26 protein-coding genes are annotated in these 19,255 nt (G+C 34.3%); all 26 read right to left on the bottom strand.

Going from position 1 to position 19,255, the window contains the following annotated elements; all coding sequences use genetic code 11:
- Positions 1-24 precede the first annotated feature (24 nt).
- Entirely contained in the window at positions 25-1,197 is a 1,173-nt protein-coding gene (locus tag CS063_RS00130; RefSeq protein WP_099447695.1) for a phosphoribosyltransferase, read from the bottom strand.
- Positions 1,198-1,399: 202 nt separating this feature from the next.
- Entirely contained in the window at positions 1,400-1,963 is a 564-nt protein-coding gene (locus CS063_RS00125) for a M15 family metallopeptidase (RefSeq protein WP_099447694.1), read from the bottom strand.
- Between the two features lie 2 nt (positions 1,964-1,965).
- The gene (locus CS063_RS00120) at positions 1,966-2,256 is read right to left on the bottom strand and encodes a hypothetical protein (RefSeq protein WP_099447693.1); all 291 of its coding nucleotides are present in this window, start codon (positions 2,254-2,256) and stop codon (positions 1,966-1,968) included.
- Complete coding sequence (locus tag CS063_RS00115; protein ID WP_099447692.1) at positions 2,249-2,512, bottom strand: hypothetical protein; 264 nt, start codon at positions 2,510-2,512, stop codon at positions 2,249-2,251. Before CS063_RS00115 ends, CS063_RS00120 begins: the two co-directional genes overlap by 8 nt.
- 4 nt (positions 2,513-2,516) lie before the next feature.
- Complete coding sequence (locus CS063_RS00110) at positions 2,517-2,798, bottom strand: hypothetical protein (RefSeq protein WP_099447691.1); 282 nt, start codon at positions 2,796-2,798, stop codon at positions 2,517-2,519.
- A gap of 51 nt (positions 2,799-2,849) precedes the next feature.
- Entirely contained in the window at positions 2,850-2,984 is a 135-nt protein-coding gene (locus CS063_RS00105; RefSeq protein WP_308415392.1) for a CD1375 family protein, read from the bottom strand.
- A 43-nt stretch (positions 2,985-3,027) separates the two neighbouring features.
- Positions 3,028-3,318: a hypothetical protein gene (locus CS063_RS17515; protein ID WP_099447689.1), complete on the bottom strand. Its 291-nt coding sequence runs from the start codon at positions 3,316-3,318 to the stop codon at positions 3,028-3,030.
- Between the two features lie 11 nt (positions 3,319-3,329).
- Positions 3,330-4,166: a pyocin knob domain-containing protein gene (locus CS063_RS00095; RefSeq protein ID WP_099447688.1), complete on the bottom strand. Its 837-nt coding sequence runs from the start codon at positions 4,164-4,166 to the stop codon at positions 3,330-3,332.
- Complete coding sequence (locus tag CS063_RS00090) at positions 4,163-6,193, bottom strand: phage tail spike protein (protein WP_099447687.1); 2,031 nt, start codon at positions 6,191-6,193, stop codon at positions 4,163-4,165. Before CS063_RS00090 ends, CS063_RS00095 begins: the two co-directional genes overlap by 4 nt.
- A gap of 12 nt (positions 6,194-6,205) precedes the next feature.
- Positions 6,206-7,030: a distal tail protein Dit gene (locus tag CS063_RS00085; protein ID WP_099447686.1), complete on the bottom strand. Its 825-nt coding sequence runs from the start codon at positions 7,028-7,030 to the stop codon at positions 6,206-6,208.
- Positions 7,031-7,033: 3 nt separating this feature from the next.
- Entirely contained in the window at positions 7,034-9,439 is a 2,406-nt protein-coding gene (locus tag CS063_RS00080; protein WP_099447685.1) for a phage tail tape measure protein, read from the bottom strand.
- A 14-nt stretch (positions 9,440-9,453) separates the two neighbouring features.
- Positions 9,454-9,675, bottom strand: a complete 222-nt coding sequence (locus tag CS063_RS00075) for a hypothetical protein (RefSeq protein ID WP_099447684.1) — start codon at positions 9,673-9,675, stop codon at positions 9,454-9,456.
- Positions 9,676-9,716: 41 nt separating this feature from the next.
- Complete coding sequence (locus CS063_RS00070) at positions 9,717-10,049, bottom strand: hypothetical protein (RefSeq protein ID WP_099447683.1); 333 nt, start codon at positions 10,047-10,049, stop codon at positions 9,717-9,719.
- Positions 10,050-10,063: 14 nt separating this feature from the next.
- Positions 10,064-10,945, bottom strand: a complete 882-nt coding sequence (locus tag CS063_RS00065) for a hypothetical protein (RefSeq protein ID WP_180270621.1) — start codon at positions 10,943-10,945, stop codon at positions 10,064-10,066.
- A gap of 7 nt (positions 10,946-10,952) precedes the next feature.
- Positions 10,953-11,333 carry a hypothetical protein gene (locus CS063_RS00060; RefSeq protein ID WP_099447682.1) on the bottom strand — a complete coding sequence of 127 codons (381 nt, stop codon included), beginning with the start codon at positions 11,331-11,333 and terminating at the stop codon, positions 10,953-10,955.
- Complete coding sequence (locus CS063_RS00055; RefSeq protein ID WP_099447681.1) at positions 11,330-11,767, bottom strand: hypothetical protein; 438 nt, start codon at positions 11,765-11,767, stop codon at positions 11,330-11,332. Before CS063_RS00055 ends, CS063_RS00060 begins: the two co-directional genes overlap by 4 nt.
- A complete protein-coding gene (locus tag CS063_RS00050) occupies positions 11,754-12,059 on the bottom strand; it encodes a phage head closure protein (RefSeq protein ID WP_099447680.1) in 306 nt (101 codons plus the stop codon). Before CS063_RS00050 ends, CS063_RS00055 begins: the two co-directional genes overlap by 14 nt.
- The gene (locus tag CS063_RS00045; RefSeq protein WP_099447679.1) at positions 12,049-12,324 is read right to left on the bottom strand and encodes a hypothetical protein; all 276 of its coding nucleotides are present in this window, start codon (positions 12,322-12,324) and stop codon (positions 12,049-12,051) included. Before CS063_RS00045 ends, CS063_RS00050 begins: the two co-directional genes overlap by 11 nt.
- An 85-nt stretch (positions 12,325-12,409) precedes the next feature.
- Positions 12,410-13,813 carry a phage major capsid protein gene (locus tag CS063_RS00040; protein ID WP_099447678.1) on the bottom strand — a complete coding sequence of 468 codons (1,404 nt, stop codon included), beginning with the start codon at positions 13,811-13,813 and terminating at the stop codon, positions 12,410-12,412.
- A complete protein-coding gene (locus CS063_RS00035) occupies positions 13,795-14,385 on the bottom strand; it encodes an HK97 family phage prohead protease (protein ID WP_099447677.1) in 591 nt (196 codons plus the stop codon). Before CS063_RS00035 ends, CS063_RS00040 begins: the two co-directional genes overlap by 19 nt.
- The gene (locus tag CS063_RS00030; protein WP_099447676.1) at positions 14,378-15,583 is read right to left on the bottom strand and encodes a phage portal protein; all 1,206 of its coding nucleotides are present in this window, start codon (positions 15,581-15,583) and stop codon (positions 14,378-14,380) included. The genes CS063_RS00035 and CS063_RS00030 overlap by 8 nt, the downstream gene beginning before the upstream one ends.
- Positions 15,584-15,586: 3 nt before the next feature.
- Positions 15,587-17,281, bottom strand: coding sequence for a terminase large subunit (locus tag CS063_RS00025; RefSeq protein ID WP_099447675.1), 1,695 nt, complete (start codon positions 17,279-17,281; stop codon positions 15,587-15,589).
- 16 nt (positions 17,282-17,297) lie between these two features.
- Positions 17,298-17,693 (bottom strand): P27 family phage terminase small subunit, encoded by a 396-nt coding sequence (locus CS063_RS00020; protein ID WP_099447674.1) that lies wholly within the window; start codon positions 17,691-17,693, stop codon positions 17,298-17,300.
- A gap of 83 nt (positions 17,694-17,776) precedes the next feature.
- Complete coding sequence (locus CS063_RS00015) at positions 17,777-18,067, bottom strand: HNH endonuclease (RefSeq protein ID WP_099447673.1); 291 nt, start codon at positions 18,065-18,067, stop codon at positions 17,777-17,779.
- Positions 18,068-18,239: 172 nt separating this feature from the next.
- Complete coding sequence (locus CS063_RS00010; protein WP_099447672.1) at positions 18,240-18,785, bottom strand: hypothetical protein; 546 nt, start codon at positions 18,783-18,785, stop codon at positions 18,240-18,242.
- An 11-nt stretch (positions 18,786-18,796) separates the two neighbouring features.
- Positions 18,797-19,141: an ASCH domain-containing protein gene (locus tag CS063_RS00005; protein ID WP_099447671.1), complete on the bottom strand. Its 345-nt coding sequence runs from the start codon at positions 19,139-19,141 to the stop codon at positions 18,797-18,799.
- Positions 19,142-19,255: the final 114 nt, after the last annotated feature.

The following is a 19,255-nucleotide window of genomic DNA, read 5'->3' as shown; positions in this document are numbered from 1 at the left end:
CTTACTTATTTACAGTATACATCATCATTTACTAATGTTAAATATATTATACAGGTTTTCTATTTCTGACTTTGATTTATAATCTATAATAAACTCTTTGCTCAATTCTTTTCTATTAAGCAATTTATAATGATATTGCTTACTATAGACATCTCCAGTAATACTATACTCTTGATACTGATAAGGCTTTGTGAAACGCCCCAAACTAACAAAAATAATTCTATTAACGTCTTCTACTCTTAATAAATTTCTTGCTGCTTCAAAGGAATTCCCATGTGTTAAGTAATCATCAAATATACAAATATTTTTATCTTTAATTTTACCTTTGTATGCTGGATGTAAACACATGCTATCAAAGTGTTTTTTTGCTCCTTCGCTTATTCTATTATTTGAATTTTTTTCTTCATGACTTTTTGTTGTTGGAGTATGTCTTACTAATATATTAGGGTGTTTTTTATATGACTCACTCCTTAACGGCTGTCCTCCCATAAGTTTTCGAACATTTTCTTTAAAATAAAACATCTCATTATTATCTAAATCTCCACTAGACGATGGAAAGCATCCCCATATATTTATATCATAAAACATTTCATATGAATTGGAAATTGAGGATAAGAAGTGATATAAAAACATTTCATAATAATTTCTAGATCCATGCTTTAATATATCTTTAAACTTATTTAGTACCTCTTTTTCTTTTGTCGAATTTATAAATTTATCAAAAGTCCTTGTATCTGCTAAAGAAATTATACTTGTCTTATCATCTATTTCTAATTGTGAATACCAAGTGTTTTGATTATTAATGGTCTTAATAAATTGATATAATTGCTCTGGTGAATCCACCTTAACACCATATTTTTCAGGCTTATCTTCTTTACTCATCCAGTTTGGTACTATATATAGTAACTTATTATGTATTGCCAATTCAAAATCTTTATCCTTTCTACCTACAACAATACATTTTCCTTTTTTAGCCAATTCTAGTTGCTTAAGTTGTTGGTTCAAATCTTTTCTATTAATAAATCTAATTTTAGGATTTAAATCTTTTTGTTTTATATTTTCAAATCTACTACTATCTCTAGAATATAATCTTATAGCATTACCCTCTTTAATCATATTATTTAAAATAGTTATAACACGTTCAGTATAATTACTTTCTTTTACTAAATCTACTGAAATGAGTATCATCTTTTCCATATCATATATCCTCCATTATTTCTTAATTATTTTAATATTTTATATTATTTTACATTTTTTACTTATAATTTTCAATTTAATATTTTTTATAATTTTATATTTGAATATCAAATATTAGTTTCCAAAAAGCATTGTTTCAATTTTTATTTAAAAATAAAAATTGATTTTTCGCACAAAAAATAAGGTGAGGAATAATCCCCACCTAGGCACGTGCTTCTATAATCGGCAGCTTCTTAACGCTGTCATACTCTACTTTTATAAAATGATCTTTAATATCCTGAAGCTTTGCGTAGTTAAAGCCATCTTTCTCTATTACTTCTACTTGCTTTATTACACCGTTAATTTGCATCTTAATTTTCTTAGTCACTTCTGGCTCCTCCTTTTTGGGTTCTTGCCACTTACTTGTTACTTCAAAGTGTGGGGCATCCGGTGTGCTCCATAATCCTCCCCATGTGATACCCAGCTGTTTAGCAATAGTACCTGCTTTAGATAATACTTTGCTATCATATAAAGCTTGTGGTGGCGAACACGCTATATCCCAAGCCATACGTCCTGTGTGGTTGCTTTTCTTAGTCCATGTTACTACTTGTCCAGGTCGTGACCTGCCTTGCTCGTACAACCAATTTTGGCGCTTTTGTGAGCGATATGTTTCGGTGATGAATATTTGTACCCCTTGCTTTTTACACTCCTCTAGAAATAGATTGCAAGCTTTTTGGGCTATAGGATTAAGTTGCTTAATATCTCTACATTGGTCTGTGGTTCCCATTGCTAACCCCTCCTTGACTGCTCCCACAGCTTTATAAATTTCTCCCAGCCAAACATGGATACATATGCTACTAAAAATCCAAGTGTGATGGCTCCTACTATGTAGTACCAGATAATAGCTGCCTTGTTATAGCTTACATATACTAAGTAGCTTAATACACTAAGCAGCACGCTTACACCTAAAACATAATAGTCCGTTTTGATAGGCACAAGCTTTTTTGTAACCTCTACTACTGCTGTAACTAAAAATACTAATACTCCCATTAGTAATAAAATTTGTTCGATACTAAACATCTAAATCATTCCCTTCTATTTTCTTATTCTTATTGATATTTTCTTTCTTGCTCTTGTCCAGGTAAAAACTTATTACAATACCTGTCTCTGCAAATACTGCTGGTATAAGATATGCAAGAGCACTTGTATCTCCTGTCCTCCACATAAGGGCCATACTAAAAATAGTGACTACAATGCAAAAACTAAGCACTATAGCTACAATAATTTTACTGTACTCCTTTTTTCTTTTTGGCTTACTAATCCATTTAAGCCCCATAACTTTATAGTCTCCCTTCTATACCATCTATTCGCTTGTGAGCCTGCTTTGCGCTCTCTTCTACCCTTACAAGTCGCTCCTGGTAGTTGTCCATCTTAGTGTCCATCTTTTCTAACTGGACAAGGATAGTAGCATTTCCTTGCTTTATAGTAGATATATCTACCTCTGTGACAGCATCCTTGGCACCTATCGCCTTAACCCTTTCCTTAGCATTAAAAAGTCTATCTGCTATATTAATAATAGTTAAAATCAGTCCCAGTATAGTAACTAGTACAGCTGTTTCCAACTACATCACCCCATCTCTTTAAAAAGGGCACTAATTATGCCCCTCTATATATTATTCTTGCACTGCTAACTCACCCATTCCAGCATCTTCTAAAAGTTCTTTAACTTGATCTTTTAAAAGACGTGGTACTTGTGCAAACGTAGCCTTGCCTAAAATGATTTTAGTTGCAAATAACATAGCCATCATTACCCCTCCCTCCTTTCCAAAAATAAGCTTATATAGCAAATGCCTAAGCATATACCATCTGTGCCATTTCCATTAGACACCCCTCTAAAAACTCTTGGTTCTGTGATGATGCCTCTAGCTGTGCTTCTAATATTTCTATTCTTTCTTTGTCTGATAAAATCTTCGTTTGTTCTTGTTTTTCTTCTTCTGTTAATGCTATATACTCTCCGTCTACTAATTTAAAATTATCAGCCAACCATTTTTGATACACTTCTTCTGCTGTTTGACATGTAACTGTATTGTTTGTAAATTTACCATATTCTGTTTCTATAATTTGTAATTCTTGTCCTTCCACATTATCACCCCTTATAGCTCTATTTCAAATGTATTTAATGAAAACCAATTTGCAAGAGTTACAGTAAAAGGAATTTGAACATTGCCATTTGTCTGAACGTCTAATGCAACTAGAGTCCCTGTGGTGCTTACCATGAATGTAATTTGTCTGGTACTCGGTATAAAACCAGTTGGTAGCTTAAATAAATATGTTCCAGCAGTCAAGGTTCCAGATTTAATTATTCCACTACAAGTAATCTTGTTTCCGTTTTTTTCAACCATTGCTCCCATATACCCATTGCCATAATTCGACCATCCATTTAGAAATGCGTTTGAAATGTCTGTTTTTTCAGTTGTGGCGATTGGTTTCCAAGTCCATGTTGTACCATTATATTGTCTAGAGTATACTTCATTAACAACGTTTCTTATCCAAATTTGAGAAGCGTATGAGTTTTTGTTGTAGGCTGAAACAATTACTTCATATCCATATGATTGAGTGGTGCCTAGCACTGTTGTAGCTACAGTATTAGACACAGAGTAAAATCCTTGCTTCAAGGCTATGTTATTAAGATTCTCTGCAGTAACAAGCCCTCCGTCAGCAGAACAATTATTGATTTTATTTGCTAAAGAACCCTCTATACCAACGTCATTCATATCACTTACGTCATCTTGCAAGAGGATTATTTTATCATCTAATACCTTGCCTTGTCTTGCACTTAATGGCTTATCTATATCCATAGATGTTAGATTATCAATTACTTCTACGGACACATTTTCTACTTGATTTTTTAGTGCTCGTTGGTTCCTGTCTAGCTTTTTAATAGCGTCTGCTCCGCTGTCCGTATTATAGTTTAAAGTTTCTAACGTCATTTACTCACCCTCTCTATTTTGGATAATCTATTATTTATTTCATGCATTCGCTTAATTAATATCTTGTTTATTCCAATAGATAGCACTCCTAACCCTTGATAAAATACCCTATAATATCCATTTTCATCTTTTTCAATTAGCATTGCTGTTAGTTTATTTTTAAGCAATTCCTGTGCGATTACTCCAAAACATTCATCTTTATCATTTATAAAATTATATCTGTAGACATTTAATATATCTAATGCATCTAACAACTCTTCGTCCGTGCAAGCTTCTATATTTTCTTTTAGTCTAATATCCGAGAAGGTTGATACAGTATGGCTGTGGTTTGGAACGCTTGAGTAAGTATGGCTATGTCCATCTGCAACACTTGTAACACAATAATATGAGCCACTATCATTTGCTTTTGCACTATTTACAAATGATTGAGCCTCTCCTCTTGTACACAATTGAGTAGCATCTCCATTTCCATCTAATTGAGGTCTTTTTGATGAGCTAAATTTTAAAATTCCATCAACCTCTGTTACTGCGTTTGTATCGCTAGGCACATATCCACCAACATTCTCGTCATAAATAACATTGCTTCCTCCATTAAAAAAAAGTTTGTTATTACCTTCACCCGTGACACTAAACTCCATGTTTTTAGTTCCACCTTCAGAATATAAAGCAAGCCTACCTCCACCTGTACCATCACCATTTGTATAACCCAGTTCTCCTACAAGTTTTTTGTTTTTCCATATTTTGATAGGATTATTAGGACTCACCTCTATATAGTTTCCTGTTGTTCTATCTCCACTATAGATAACTCCGCCCTCAATTGTTAGACCTTGGATTGTCTGTGCTGTAAGTTTAGTACAAAGCACCTCTATGGCATTGACTGATAACGCATTTATTGCACTAGCCGTTACTTGGTTAGCTATAATACCCTCACTATCTAAAGCACTCTCCCATATCCATTCACCTTGAGCATCTTTGTTGTTAGCAAATACTATACCTTTTGCTGACCACAAAGTAGCAAACGTACTATCCTCTTTGGTTGGTTGGTCTTGCCAATAGAGAGCATTGTCCCTATGCTCAAAAGTACCTGTGCTATTTACTATTTTAGATGCAATGCCCGTCAAAGCATTTAATTTTCCAAGTATAATATCCCCGTTCGCATTAGTAATTTCTTTAATTTTGTCCCAATCAGCCATATTTATATCAATAACTTCTTTTACTTCATCTACTTGTTTTTTTACACTACTAAAGCTGCTTCTCATGTCTTTTATTGCATCACCTAGCACAACACGACTATTCATTCCTGTTAAAATATCTTTTTCTATCTCAACGATTTTACATTCATAGTCAATGTTTAATCTTTCATCCATAACTCTAATAGTGTCACCTAAATCGTATTGACCTAGTTCATCTATTTCGCTACCTTCTACTATTTCTACCTCATACGATAAAGTATCCTCTGCGAAATTGCGAATACGCTTTACTGATTTTAAATTTTTACCAAAGATAAAGCCTGTGCCTCTATTAACTCCTCTGTTCTGCAATACGTCTATATAATATCTGTAATACTTTAATTCGCCTTGCCAGTTATTAGCTATAGCGATAGAGATTTGTTTACTATTACATGATTCCTTGTACTGTATATCTGTCTTTTTTGTAATATCGCAATTTCTTAGATTAAATCCAGTCCCTAGCAAGCAATGAGTCATAACTTCCGCACAGTTTTTATTTATGTAGTTAAAGCTATTTAGGACGTTATTAATCAAATCATAACTTATGTGTTCTGCTGTAACTGCCACAGTAATCATATTATCTTCATCATGCAATTCTTCTAATTTAATAACTCTAAACAAGTCATTTTCATAATTAATAAGGTTTTCATTATCATAAAGATAATCTGTCTTTAAGTGGTCTATTGTAGCCACAAAAGAGAGCATATACTCTCCATTAAGCACTTCATAGGCTTTTGCTTCTGTTAAATTATTCAAAAAGGCTAATACTGTTCCTTCTACATTTTCTATCTTAAGCATATCTAGCCTCCTTTATACTATGTAAGTATTTTTAAAGTCTACTGTAATAGCTACATTTAAACCTACTCCACCAATATAAACAGTACTTTCTCCTGTTGGGACTATAGGGAAGTCACCTTGCCACTGTGATAATACAGATAATTTTTTGTTGTTTACGATCTTATATACATTCATCTCTTCACAATCTATGTAAACTGTTCCGTTTATGTTTGCTATAGAAAACTCTACATTATTTAACTCGAAAGTTAATAATGTAGCTGTTCCAGTTACCTCAATGAGTGGCTTAGATTCAAAATTGCCTGTATTAGTTATGATTTTAGCTGTGTATGATGTTATGCCTTGCCATGTAGCACGATTTATTAAAGCACCTATATCATCTGCAAGCATATCCATATCCTTAACTAAAATATCTCTTAAATCACCATAAAACTCATACATACAAAAGCTAGCTATAAATGTTATTGTAAGCTGCGTAAATGTGCCACTGTCTTTACCTGTAACACTCTTATAAAATCTAGCTTTATAGAAAAGATTTGGCCTATCTGCAAAGACCAATTTATCCTTTTTACCTATCCATTGTTGAAGTAAATTGGTAATCTTTGCTTGCCTCTCTGTAGCTGTACCATTAAAACCTATTACTACCCTTATTTCTATGTCATCATACCTGTTCTCATAGTATTTACTACCATGTCTATATGGAGCTATAAACTCCTGGTATTGCATTGTAGGACTACATGGTCTATCTACACTTACTAACTTAGGAGTAGCAAGGTTAAAGTCTAAATTGCTAACTGTTACACCTGCAAAACTACACCATCCTATTCTACTTAATCCCATGCTTTATCTTCCTTTCAATCCTAGTGCTCTGTCTCCACTTAATATCTGCTCTCTAAGTTGTCTACTAGTGGTTTTAATGTTATCTTTACTATTTACTTGTGGGTAGTACATATTGATAATTATAGGTTGTACATTTGGCTCTCTTGCTTGATCTTCATCATTTAAAGCATTGTTCTCACTCGCTGTTAATACACGTTCACCTTTGTGTAACTCTGCCAAATAGCCATCATAAGGTACGCTATTTATGCCTCCTGCATGACTTCCGTCTGCCTTGCTTTTATCCATACTAGATTCGCTTTTTTGCCAAAACATCACTTTATCTTTAATCCAATTTACCTTGTCAGATACCCATGATTGAATCCCACTCCAAACATTTTTTATACCCTCCCATAACTTACTAAAGATTTCTTTTCCTGCATTAAACATGGCTGATCCAATTCCTGTTATAGTTTTAATTGGATCTTGCTTTGCTGCTTCTAACCAAGTTTTAATTGATTGCCATACATTTTTTATACCTTCCCATAACTTATTAAAAATTTCTTTTCCTGCTTCTAGCATAGCTTGTCCAATATTAACAATTGAAACAACAAGTAAATCTAGCCAAGCTTTTAATAACTCTGTGATATTGTTCCATAGATTAGATACTAATTCTTTTACTGCTTCCCACATTCCAGACCAATCACCTTGAAAAGCTGCTGAAAAAACCTTGAATATGTCTGTAATCAGGTCTATAGCTGTCTTAAAAACTTGCCCTATATAGTCCCATACTTTCTGTATTATTTCTTGTATATCTGTTCCATATTTACTCCAAATTGTCTTAAACACTTCCACGAATGTATTAATTACACCTTTTATAACTTCTACAGCACTACTAAATAACTGTTTAATAGCTTCCCAGCACTCATTCAAAGCATTTCTTACATCTTCATTGTTGTTATACAGATAAACAAGTGCTGCCACTAAAGCCCCTATTGCTGCTACTGCTATGGTAATTGGACTTGCTATTGCCGCTACTGCTGCACCTAATGCCGCTGTAACTCCTCCTGCTGCTGTTATAGTTGCTGTTACTGTTGCTACTATTCCACTAAGCGTTGTAAATAAAGAAGATACTGTCGTAATGATTTGGAAGGCTGCAAATCCTGCTACTACTCCTGCAATGATAGGTGACAATTGTTGCAAAACTGGTAGCAGATATTTTATAGCGTCTACTAATGTATTAAAGATATCGCTAGCCACTTCAACTGCTATTCTTACTCCCTCCATTGCAACCTCTATTACGGATTGAATTTCTGGCATATGAGAGTTAATCCAATTCGCAAAATCATTTAGAAGTGGCATTAGACTATCTCCTAAAGGCACCAAAATGCCTACTTCAACTTGCCTTCCTATTCCTGCCATAGCTTCCCCAAATGAGTCATACTTAATACTGTCTATTTGTTGCATAGTATTAATAGTTGAATCAAATTCCCCATTGATATTAGATAAGGCTAATGTAGCTTCTACCCCTAAATCTTCCCACATGGTTCCATACATACTAGTTGCATATTGGTTTCTTAAAGTTACATCTTCACATTCAACTAATGCCTTATTAACTTGTTGAAAAGCTTGTTTTGCACTTTCTCCACCTTCATTGAACTTTCTCTTAAGTTCATCAGCATTTAGGCCTAATGACGTTAAAGATTCATCTGCATCACCTGCTTTTAAGCGAATACCAAACTCCTTGAGTGCATCCCCCAACTTGTCCATTGAAAAGGCACCAGTTTCTGCCCCATTTTTAAGAATATTAAACATATCTTCTGAATCAAGTCCTAGTTGTGCAAAATGCACACTATACTCCTTTACAATGTCCATTAAATCCCCTTGTGCATTAAGACCGTTTTGTGCACCTTGTGCAATTAAGTTAAATGCCTCATCAGAAGATATCCCAAAGTTTTTTACAAGTTGGTTAACTGCATTAAGTTGTTCATCTACTTCCCAATCAAATGTGTCTCTTAATACAATTGCATTCTTAGCTGTATTCTCTAGTTCTTGACCAGTTAGGTTTGTTTGTTGTTTTACACTTGCTAGTGCACTTGCTACATCTTCAAATGACTCACCATAATTGGCTCCATAGATACTTAAAAGTGAACCTTTAAGTCCTTCCATTTCCTCGTTTGTAGCTCCAGTTTGAGTTTGCAAGTTATTAAGGGCCTTTTTACAATCATCACTAGCACTCACAGCCTTAATAGCCATTCCTGATGCTGCCACTCCTATTGCCAAGATAGCCGCCCCCGCTATCTTAGCTGCATTAGCTAATCCACTTCCTAGTTTATTAGCCAATCCTTCGCTTTCTTTTCCTGTTTTGGATATAGATTCATTAGCCTTTGAGTTATCCACAAGTATCGTACCCATCAAAGTAAATATATTCATGATTTACCTCCTTTCTATCCAAATTTCTTAAGTAAATCATCAAGTACAGTCTCTACATCTTTATTTTCTATGTAAATTTCACTAAGCTTTTTGAAGTTTACTTTTTGCTTAAATTCATCTAAACTCATTTCGTTCTGATATCCATTTATCCAGCGAGTAAATACCTGTTCTTCTCTTTTTTCTTCAATTGCAACATTAATTTGTCTTAGGAAATCCTCGTACTCAAGGAGGAGCACTTCACTAACTGCTCCTCCATAACGTGTATATAGCAAGTCTCTTATTTCTGCATCTTTAAAAGACCTGCTGACTTGAAAAAACTCATAAGATTATTTTCTTGTGCAAGTTGTTTGAAGTTTTGAGCAATAGCCTCTAGAGACATATCTGCTGTCTTAGCTTCAAATACATCGTCTAAAAGATCATATACACGTTGCTCTACTTTATCATCGCCACAAGCATTAATTACTGTCATAAGTCCTTCAATTCCAACTTTTTCTACACTCATTTTTTCTTCTTGCGACTTTGCAATAATTTCACCAAGTTCTTCTTTAATGTTTGCGGCTTTGATAATTTTAGCCATTGCAAATACATGTTTACCTGTTAATTTTCTCATCTACTATCTCCCCCTTAGACTGCTGCAATTTCTTCTTTAGCTACTGTGTGCATATTGAATTGAACTACTTTATTTGTATCATCTAATTCAAACATGTAAATCACATCACCTTCTGAGACTTCAATATCTGAATTAGTGGTATATGTAGTTCCACCTGTTAATATTTCGCCAACCTCTATAATTTCTGTTTCTTCTGTGCCTATAATATACTTAAATGTATTGCTAGTACCAGTAATAGCTGTTACTGTTGCTTTAGTTGTACCAGTTGTTTCACCTATTGCATATTCAGCTACAAGAGTAGCTCCTTTTACTGGTATAAAAATTGCAAATGGTGGCACTGCATAATCTATAGGACTTACATGGCCTTTAAATGTTGTAGAAATTGTACTAGACTTCTTATCTTGTGGGTTCATAGAAAGTCCATCTGTGCTTAATGCATTATAAACTTGAATGATTACTGGATCATCATATCCTACCATGTCTCCAAGAAATGTAATATTATTCTCATAATCATCCAAATCAATCTTCATTTTTCCTTGAATCTTCTTATATTTTCCATTTACTGCATTAACTTGTGTAGCTGCTCCTAATACCTTTGTGATTAACTCAGGCTTAACTTCAATAAAAGTAGCCTGCATAGTTACTTCCCAACTTTCAACTTCTTCAAGCCCCATTGCCGCACTTGGAACACCATCAATTTCAATTGGTGTTATTGTAGGTTTTGCTGTGAATGTCCCTCCACCCTGTGTAGCACCTAATAGCTTTCCAGCTTCAACTGCACTAGAAAAAGTATCTGTTTCAATATTATAATTTTTAAAATAAGCACCTGCGCCAGTTTGACGATTAATCATTGTACTCTTTGTATATCCAGTCATTCTTTTCTTAAAAATTCCCATTCTTACATCATCCTTTCACATCAAAATAAATCAAATTGAATAATACAACTATGTGTGTTAGTTCTTTATCTTCATCTTCTACGCTTCCTCTATCTTGAAGTTTTATGTCAAAGTTGTGATACTCATTGCTAAATATACAATCATCTAACTCCTCAATACTATCCGCTATTTCCTCTGCTTCTTTTACATTTTTTGACCATACATGTACTTCTAGCTTGTACTCATATTGGTGGTCTGCTTTTGTATGCTTCAAGTAAAACGTCATATATGGATAAGCGCATTTAGGAGGCGCTTTCCTGTGATATACCTTCTCACAAGATGGCTTCAAAATACTTTTTACAGATATTTTTAACTGCTCTGTTCTTGAGAATTTGCCTAGTATACTCATCCATCTGCGCCTCCTTCATATTCTTCATCATTTACAACAGGATTCTCTTGATTAATAGCGCTTAAGTATTGCGCTTGTATCTCCTGCATGGTATCTATATTGTTTTGTACTGTACTTGTTAGTAATCCTAACCTAGCCGTCTTACTACTGCCAAACTCTTGCATTCCACCATAAAAAGCGTTTGGTTTGATTCCTACCAATAAATCTGGTTTTTCTTGTTTACTCCTAACCCAATACTGTGTGAACCTTCCTACATTTCCTTTCTTGCGCTTGAATGCTCTATAGTATGCTTGTCTAAACCTGTTACAAAACAATTTACCACAATCCCTTAATGCTGCTCTTATAAGTTCATTTATGGTGTATTGTACAGCTTCTACATTATTCGTATACTCTACACTATCCTTACGAATTTTCACTGCTCTAGGTAGTGCCATGTGTCTCACTCCCTACTGTTATTTCAATGAGCTCATTATTTTTAAATGTTCTAATCACATTATATGTAATTCCCTCATACTTAACTTTCATTTCATTCTCATACTCAAAGGCATTCATTTCAAACTTTAAAGCAATCTTAAACCCCTCTGAATGTGCTTTATAAAACTCGTTTTGTGAAATCTCTTTTTTTATAATGAAAACCTTCCTTGATTGTCCTTCTGTCTGTATGCAATCTCCTGCATCATCACCTTCTTGGTTAGTTTTAATTAATTCAATTTGTTCATCCCACATACTTTTCCCCCCTTGCCTTTACTATTCTGTCTTGTATTCTTTGCCTTAAGTTCTTTGCAAGCGGTACATCTTCATTACGTTTTCTATACTTCCATGCGCTGTAGTCTGCTAACAACATTTGATCTTCTACATCTGTTAGATTTAAGGTAAATCCCTTTTTCTCAATCTCTTTTCGATTAGCTTCTATAAGTGCTTTCAAATAGGTATCTCTAGCTTCACTAGAGATACCTAAGTCATACTTTAAAAGCTGCAATACTGTTTCCATCCTATCCCTCCAATATTGCATTAATAATATCTGCCTTTAGGTTCGCACTTTATACACCCTCTAAACTGTAGTTGGGTGTAGGTTACTACTCCCCTTCTTTGTTAGCAACATCCTCTGCAAAAGTTAATGATGTTGTTGGTACTACATTATTAAAGTTAACCATTACGAAACCTTCTCCAATAACTGGCATCCCATCATAACGTGCTGTTCCTTTGAATACTGTTTGGTCTTCGATAAACTTAACTTGATCTGATACCGCAAGACTTGCTCCTGCTCTCTCTGCTAATGTATACAGTGAACCATAACCACCACAAATATCATTATCTCTCATAAATTCAAGTTCAATAATTTCTCCGCCAATAATCGGCATAGTGTTATTTTGCGCTGATACAATGGCTCCTGCTGCATTAAATGCAATTGCTTTTGCCATAAGTGCTGCTTTAGTTGTTGAATTCATCGCCCAAAACTTAGTTCCATCACTATAGTTTGCTTTTGCTTTTCCTAAATTTAATATTAATTCTGAAAAGAATTCTGCGCCTACTAATGTAGTTCCGTCAATTTTCAAGACATTTGACACACTTAAGTTAACCCATGTTGGTGCATGTGTCCCCCAATTTGAAGGCGCTAATGTTTGTGCAAGTCTTGTTGCAATGCCAAGAGGCATTTTTGTTCCTGTTCCATAGATAATTGCTTTATCTATCGCATAACCAATTGCTTGTCCTAATGCATCCATAATCTCATTGGCTAAATTAATATCACTATCTTCCAATGTAGAGTTTGGTACTGGAATAAACCCACCTACTTTATAACCATCCATTTCAACCTGTGTGAACTTCATGGTCAATTCATTAAGTGTACCCACTGCTTCCATCCATACACCCTCTGGGATTGTTCCTGCGATGTTTTGCCTTGCCTTACCTGCTACTGGTTTAAGTCTTACTTTGCCAATTAGCTTGCTGTATCTATGTAGATTATCTCTTAATAATTCAAGTGCAACATCTGGAATGTTTAACTCTGCCCCTGTTACTGCTCTAGTTTGTGATTTAAACTCTCTTGCACGTTGTAAGAACTCTTTTACTGCCTCATTCTTTAAGAATGCATTTCTTGCTTCTGTTGAAATACCTTTGAAAAATCCTGTGTTTCTCATTCTCACTTCCACTCCTTTTTCGTATTCTGATTTTCTTTGTTGCCCTTGTACTTGTTCTGATTCTTCACTGCCTTTTTTGTTAAGTTCTTCAAGTTCTGCTTCTAGTCCTCTAATTTCTTCTTCAAGTCCTGCCTTTTTCCCTTCAAGCTCTTCTTTAGCTTTATCAACTGCCTCAACCTCTTCTTCTACTATCTTCATTTCCTCTTCTGTTGAAGCCTCTTCAATTGCTGCTGTTGCCTCTGCTTCACGTTTTTCAAGCACTGTAAATTCTGTTTGAAGTTCATTTAATACTGCTCTTTTAGCTTCAATTTTCTTACTTAACATTAATTGTTTGAGTGCCATTTCTTAGCAACCTCCCTTAATTTCATTTTTTTAGCTTCCAGTTCCCTTTTCTTAAGAGATTCATAATCCTTTTCTCTTGCTTGTACTGCTGTGTCCTCATATGCCGGGAATGTGCATACTGTTACTTCATGTACATCTACTTCTGTAATTGTCCACTTAACACTTCCATCATCCCGCCACTCTGTTTGTTCTGATACAATGTTAAACCCAAATGAACATGCTGTTACGTCTCCACGTTTAACACGTTCATATAAATTAACTGCATCTGTATCTTTAGGATTGATTTTTATACTTCCCCAAAGTCCATGACTATCGGCTTTAAGTTCAAGTGTATTGGCTTTATTTCTTCCTAATACCAACGTAGTATCATGGTTTACTAATGCTCTAATATCATTGCCTAGCGTGTTATCAAATGCCCCTTGTGCAATTTCTTCATAAGCGCCTTGCCATAATTCAGTTTCTTTACCACATACCGCAAAGTAACCCTCTATTATCATTTCATCATTAGTCGGTTCTGCTCTTGTCTTAAGTTCGCTTTTTAGGCTCCTTGTTTGGATCTGTACTCTACTCATTTTTTTCTCCCTCCTTTATAAGTTTCTTTTGCTTACCTACATCTGAAACTGGTATGTAGTTTTCTAACACATTAAAATCATTCATACCTTCATTATCCACTGGAGAATAATCAAACTCGTTTCTACCTTCATTGCGATTCATCATTCCTCCACCAACCATTTCCTTAACAAATGCTGTCTTTTCACTAAGGTTGTACTGCATTAATGACTTAGGATTGAACTTAAAGTACTTATCATTGCTATAGAGTAGTTTTCTAGTTAACTCTTGCTGTAAAATCATTGCAATAGACATAATCTTAGTACTTACAAAGTTGTTGTACTCATCTTTATTGAAACTTCCTACCCCCACCATAAATGGAGGTATCTGAAAGGCTGCTGCTATTGTTCTTTTATCCAATGTGATACTTTCTTGTATAGCTAAATCATTCAGTGTAAGAGGTTGGATTGTTTTCACATCAATCTCCCCAGTTGGTATCAACCAAGGTTCTCCCGCTTCTGTTGTATCTGTATAACTACCTACGATCTTTCTTCTCTTATCTTTATCCTGTAAATCCTCTATATCACTATTAATGCTAATAATCATGCTAGGCTTCCACTTACTTTGTAAGAAACCTGTCTTAGTTGCATTAGCTTGTAATAAATTCTTTACCGTTTCAAAAATAGCATTTTTATATCCTTCTCCCCTAAACGGTTCTTCTTCATTAGGTACTAATACAAAATGTAATACTTCATCTGGTGCAAAGCTTGTAGCATTGTATATGATTCTGTACTCTTCTCCTTGTTGTTGAAAAGATATACTGCTTGCCTTTAATAAAGTAATATTATCCAAGTACCCATCCTTGTAAGATGGCCTTGCAACACTGTTTCCATTTAAAAGCATGTCCTTTACAATCTTATAAATAAAGTTCTTTCTTACCATAAAATTATTAGGGTTAACATCCATTTTTCTAGCTAGTTCATTTTTCAAACGAATGTCTCCATTCTCTCCATTTTGCATAAGCATTATGGTCATGCTAGAAACTAGATCTGCTATAATATTGGCGCATTGTATGACTTCTTCATTTTTTGACAATGGTTTATACCCTGTTGGGCATAATATATCATCATGTTGTAGCCAATACGCTAGTGTACTTGTCTGTCCCTGTGGTTCACTTCTTACCTTTGTCTTATTTTTATTCTTCTTAGAAATAGTACTCACCCCTTAAAACCAAGTATCAAGTTTCTTCTCACTATCTAATGCTTCCAATTTCCTTACACAAGCAAATACAGAAGCATCAAATATATCAATACGCTGTGTCGGCATTACTTTTTCGTACTGGATCATATCATCCGTCTTTTCTACAGCACTTACATTCTCTACACAATACTCATAAGCTTGTGAATGCAGATAATAATATTCCTTATTTTTTGCCTTCTGCTCTATATGCCTAAATCCCTCACTCTTTTTATAGAAATACTGTGGTTGATCTATAATGTTAAATCCTTTTTTCTTCATCAAGATAAAGTACTCTCTACAAAACTTTCTATCATGTCCTACTTGTTTTATCTTAAATCCCATTTTCTTCATTTTTATAAACCAATTAACTATGTCTGCATAGTTAACAGTTGCTGTATTACACATATCAAGCCAACCATCATCCTTCCATCCAAACAAAGGTATTGCATCTTCATCTGCTTTCTTATGTGCTTGTGTAACCGGAAACCATGCATGAGATATACAAATATCAACCTCTTTCCCGTTTACTGTATAAGTGCCATACAATGCTGCTGCTGTTAAATCATGAAGCTTAGAAAGGTCTGCACCTCCATACCATGTGATAGGCAATTTTGCAAGTTCTTCAATTGTCCAATTGTATTGCTTATCACTCTCTCTAAATTCATTTATATCGAAATATGCTTTTAGTGCTGATGTATAGATATTAAGTGACTTTGCTAAGAAGTCCTTTCTTTGTTGAGGATCATTCATTGCTTGCAAAGCATCATCCATCATGTCAGATGGTCTTATAGTTATCCCATAGTTAGGGTTAGCCTTTTCATGTTGAATAGGATTCGTATAATCTACATCTCCATTTTCTGCTTGTTCTGCTCTACAGATAAAAACAAAATAGGATTCATCTGTAATAGTCTTGCTTAAAATCTTTAGGCAATATTGCAACTTGTTATAACAAAAGCTTGCCACGTTATCCCCTGCTGTAGTTATCCCTATCATCAGTTTGTTTGTATAAGCCTTCATTGCTTCTTTAATGATGTTGTATTGCTTTGCTTTCTTATAAGCATGTATCTCATCTGCTATCCCAACATTGCAATTTAAAGAATCTTGCCTATCTGGATTGGCTGCTAATGCCTTTATAAATAAGCTACCATCTTCAAATTCTCCAGATATTGAGTGTTCTTGGTTATTATCTAGTATTCTAAAACTGTCTTCTTCTTCCATCTCTTTAATGTTGTAGTGGATGAACTTCCAACTCTGTAAAGATTGATCTAATGCTGCACTTGTGATGTAAATACTTGAACCTGCTCTTCTTTGCAATAAGGCAAGTGACCATGCTAATGCTGCAATAAAACTTGTTTTTCCATTCTTTCTAGGGATAAAGATAAAGGCTTCTTTAAATCTTCTTATTCTTGTACCTTTTAGAAAGAATCCCACTAGGTTATAAATAATAAATTTCTCCCAAGGCTCTAATAAAAATGGTGTACCTTGCAATGGTGTCCCATCTAGTCTTTCACCCTTGTTATGCACAAAAGTGCACTCTATAATCTGTATGCAGAACTCTGCATCCTTTGGGTTAAAATCATATTCTCTATTCTCTAAATCATCAAAAAATCTTTTACATGCTTGTACTAATTCCTTGCAGGCTATTTTCTTCTTAGTAACAACATTCTTAGCGTATGTCATTACCTCTTCATAGTTTTTATGTAGTATTTTGCTCAATGCTCTTCAAAGCCTCTATTAACTTACTTTTTTTCTTTTTACCTTTCATTTCTGACTCATTAATTTTTCTTAAACCTACAGGAGTTAGCCCTAATATATTTTCATGATTTATAATGTCCCTTCTTAATGTTTCAAGTGCTAGATATATTGCAGTCTTTCTTATGTTTGTAAATCCTGCTTTGTTTGTATATTCTTCTGTTACTTTACATCCTGACTCATAAAACTGTCGCATTAGTAGATCATACTGATACTTTGTTTCTGCATAAAGGCTTATCGTGCTGTCAAATTGAGGTTTATAAGTGGAGATTTCTTTCATGTTAGCTATTGTCTTTTTCATTATTTTTTTTATCTTTTTCTCATCTTCTGTCATTGTCATCTCCATTCCCCCCTTTTTGAAAATTCACGTTCTATTGGAAATATCTCCCCCCCTCGGTCCCTAAGTATTTAAAAAAATTAATATTAACCTGGGGGGATTGTTCTTCTTATTAATTCTTCTCCTGCTTCTGTTAGCTTTCTAGTTACTCTATCATGCATCTTGTTATGCCATTTTTCACTTAAGCTTATCAAATTCCAATCACAATATTGATACTCTGGATGTTCTTCTACTGGATAGATATGATGTACTGTTGTTGCATCCACTCGTTTTCCATACCTCTTACTCATTTGGCACATATATTTATCTCTTTTTAGAATAGATTCTCTTTTCTTTTTCCATCTCTTATTTTTATATCTTTTACTTCCTGCTTCCATGATTTCCTCCCCAAATAACAAATGGGCATAAGCTACACACATAGCCTATACCCATTTGTCCTCTAGGTAATTCCTCCCTCACCAGTCAAGAGGATTCCCGATTCACCATTTAGTTTTTACAATCTTATCATATCATTATTTATAAATGCCCTACAAGCGCCCACTTTTCGCCCTACTCTAGTTTTATTCCATCTATCCCAAACAGTAAAGGACTAACCTCTTGCACTGCTCTATCAATATCCTTATCTACCGTTCTTGGATGTATTGTCAATTTGTCTGCTATTTCATTATTAGTCATACCCTTAATGTATTTATAGTTAAGTGCTTTAGCTCTTCTTTTAAATGCATCATCATTACTCTCTGACGCCGTATATTCATAAAAATCTAATACTCTTTTTATGTGATTAAGCATTATTGCTGTTCTTTCTTTCGTTCTCATTATGCTTTCTATGTATACCCTATTATCATCTGCATTGTCTGCATCTCTTATCATTTCTAACAGTTCTTTATCTATAAGTGACTTCGCTGTAAACTGTGATTCAATACAGTGTGCCTTGAATTTTTTGTAATTTCTAAGTAATAACTTTGTATTATGCACTTTCCCTTCATATCTTTTTTCTTCTCTCTTCTCCCTTGTCTCTTGCCCTAGTTCATTCCTTATTGCTAATATTACCCTTTTCTCTACTTGCTTTATTAATACTTCTATTTCCTCACTCATCTTACCCCTCCTCACATAGCATCTTTAACCCATACTTGTTGCCCCTTCTTCTGTGAATACTTAATAGGCTCTTTAAATATAACTGGGTTTATTAGTTCCCACCCCCATAGTTCTTTATATCTTATATTTTTTCTCTCGGTTCCTACGCAATGTCTTGCTCTTAATTTCTCATACTGGTTTCTCGTTTCAATCTTCATGGTTCTTATTATATCTACTGTCCCATATATCTTACCTGTTCCACTCTTAATCAGTGCTATTGTTCCTCTTTTTGATGTATTAAACCCTCTAAGTTCTAGATCCTTTTCACCATTTAGTATCCAATCTATGTATGGTTCTTTTATAATTAATCCATCCATAACCTCATCCTCTACAAAATCAGATTTTATTATTCTAGTAATTTTTGTTGGTATGCTTGGAAGAAAGTCTGTCCTTGCTTGTTAAGCATGTATGGTAAGAATATTTCATCCATG

This window comes from Sporanaerobium hydrogeniformans (genome assembly GCF_002735925.1).
Classification (GTDB): Bacteria; Bacillota; Clostridia; order Lachnospirales; family Cellulosilyticaceae; genus Sporanaerobium; species Sporanaerobium hydrogeniformans.
Note: the sequence above shows the minus strand (reverse complement) of the source record. Positions and strands in the feature narration are given on the sequence as shown.

Coding starts and splice junctions, on each gene's coding strand:
- CS063_RS00130 (WP_099447695.1), bottom strand. CDS start 1,197: ATGGAAAAGATGATACTCATTTCAGTAGATTTAGTAAAAGAAAGTAAT.
- CS063_RS00125 (WP_099447694.1), bottom strand. CDS start 1,963: ATGGGAACCACAGACCAATGTAGAGATATTAAGCAACTTAATCCTATA.
- CS063_RS00120 (WP_099447693.1), bottom strand. CDS start 2,256: ATGTTTAGTATCGAACAAATTTTATTACTAATGGGAGTATTAGTATTT.
- CS063_RS00115 (WP_099447692.1), bottom strand. CDS start 2,512: ATGGGGCTTAAATGGATTAGTAAGCCAAAAAGAAAAAAGGAGTACAGT.
- CS063_RS00105 (WP_308415392.1), bottom strand. CDS start 2,984: ATGATGGCTATGTTATTTGCAACTAAAATCATTTTAGGCAAGGCTACG.
- CS063_RS00095 (WP_099447688.1), bottom strand. CDS start 4,166: ATGACGTTAGAAACTTTAAACTATAATACGGACAGCGGAGCAGACGCT.
- CS063_RS00090 (WP_099447687.1), bottom strand. CDS start 6,193: ATGCTTAAGATAGAAAATGTAGAAGGAACAGTATTAGCCTTTTTGAAT.
- CS063_RS00085 (WP_099447686.1), bottom strand. CDS start 7,030: ATGGGATTAAGTAGAATAGGATGGTGTAGTTTTGCAGGTGTAACAGTT.
- CS063_RS00080 (WP_099447685.1), bottom strand. CDS start 9,439: ATGAATATATTTACTTTGATGGGTACGATACTTGTGGATAACTCAAAG.
- CS063_RS00070 (WP_099447683.1), bottom strand. CDS start 10,049: ATGAGAAAATTAACAGGTAAACATGTATTTGCAATGGCTAAAATTATC.
- CS063_RS00065 (WP_180270621.1), bottom strand. CDS start 10,945: ATGGGAATTTTTAAGAAAAGAATGACTGGATATACAAAGAGTACAATG.
- CS063_RS00060 (WP_099447682.1), bottom strand. CDS start 11,333: ATGAGTATACTAGGCAAATTCTCAAGAACAGAGCAGTTAAAAATATCT.
- CS063_RS00055 (WP_099447681.1), bottom strand. CDS start 11,767: ATGGCACTACCTAGAGCAGTGAAAATTCGTAAGGATAGTGTAGAGTAT.
- CS063_RS00050 (WP_099447680.1), bottom strand. CDS start 12,059: ATGTGGGATGAACAAATTGAATTAATTAAAACTAACCAAGAAGGTGAT.
- CS063_RS00045 (WP_099447679.1), bottom strand. CDS start 12,324: ATGGAAACAGTATTGCAGCTTTTAAAGTATGACTTAGGTATCTCTAGT.
- CS063_RS00040 (WP_099447678.1), bottom strand. CDS start 13,813: ATGGCACTCAAACAATTAATGTTAAGTAAGAAAATTGAAGCTAAAAGA.
- CS063_RS00035 (WP_099447677.1), bottom strand. CDS start 14,385: ATGAGTAGAGTACAGATCCAAACAAGGAGCCTAAAAAGCGAACTTAAG.
- CS063_RS00025 (WP_099447675.1), bottom strand. CDS start 17,281: ATGACATACGCTAAGAATGTTGTTACTAAGAAGAAAATAGCCTGCAAG.
- CS063_RS00020 (WP_099447674.1), bottom strand. CDS start 17,693: ATGACAATGACAGAAGATGAGAAAAAGATAAAAAAAATAATGAAAAAG.
- CS063_RS00015 (WP_099447673.1), bottom strand. CDS start 18,067: ATGGAAGCAGGAAGTAAAAGATATAAAAATAAGAGATGGAAAAAGAAA.
- CS063_RS00010 (WP_099447672.1), bottom strand. CDS start 18,785: ATGAGTGAGGAAATAGAAGTATTAATAAAGCAAGTAGAGAAAAGGGTA.
- CS063_RS00005 (WP_099447671.1), bottom strand. CDS start 19,141: ATGGATGGATTAATTATAAAAGAACCATACATAGATTGGATACTAAAT.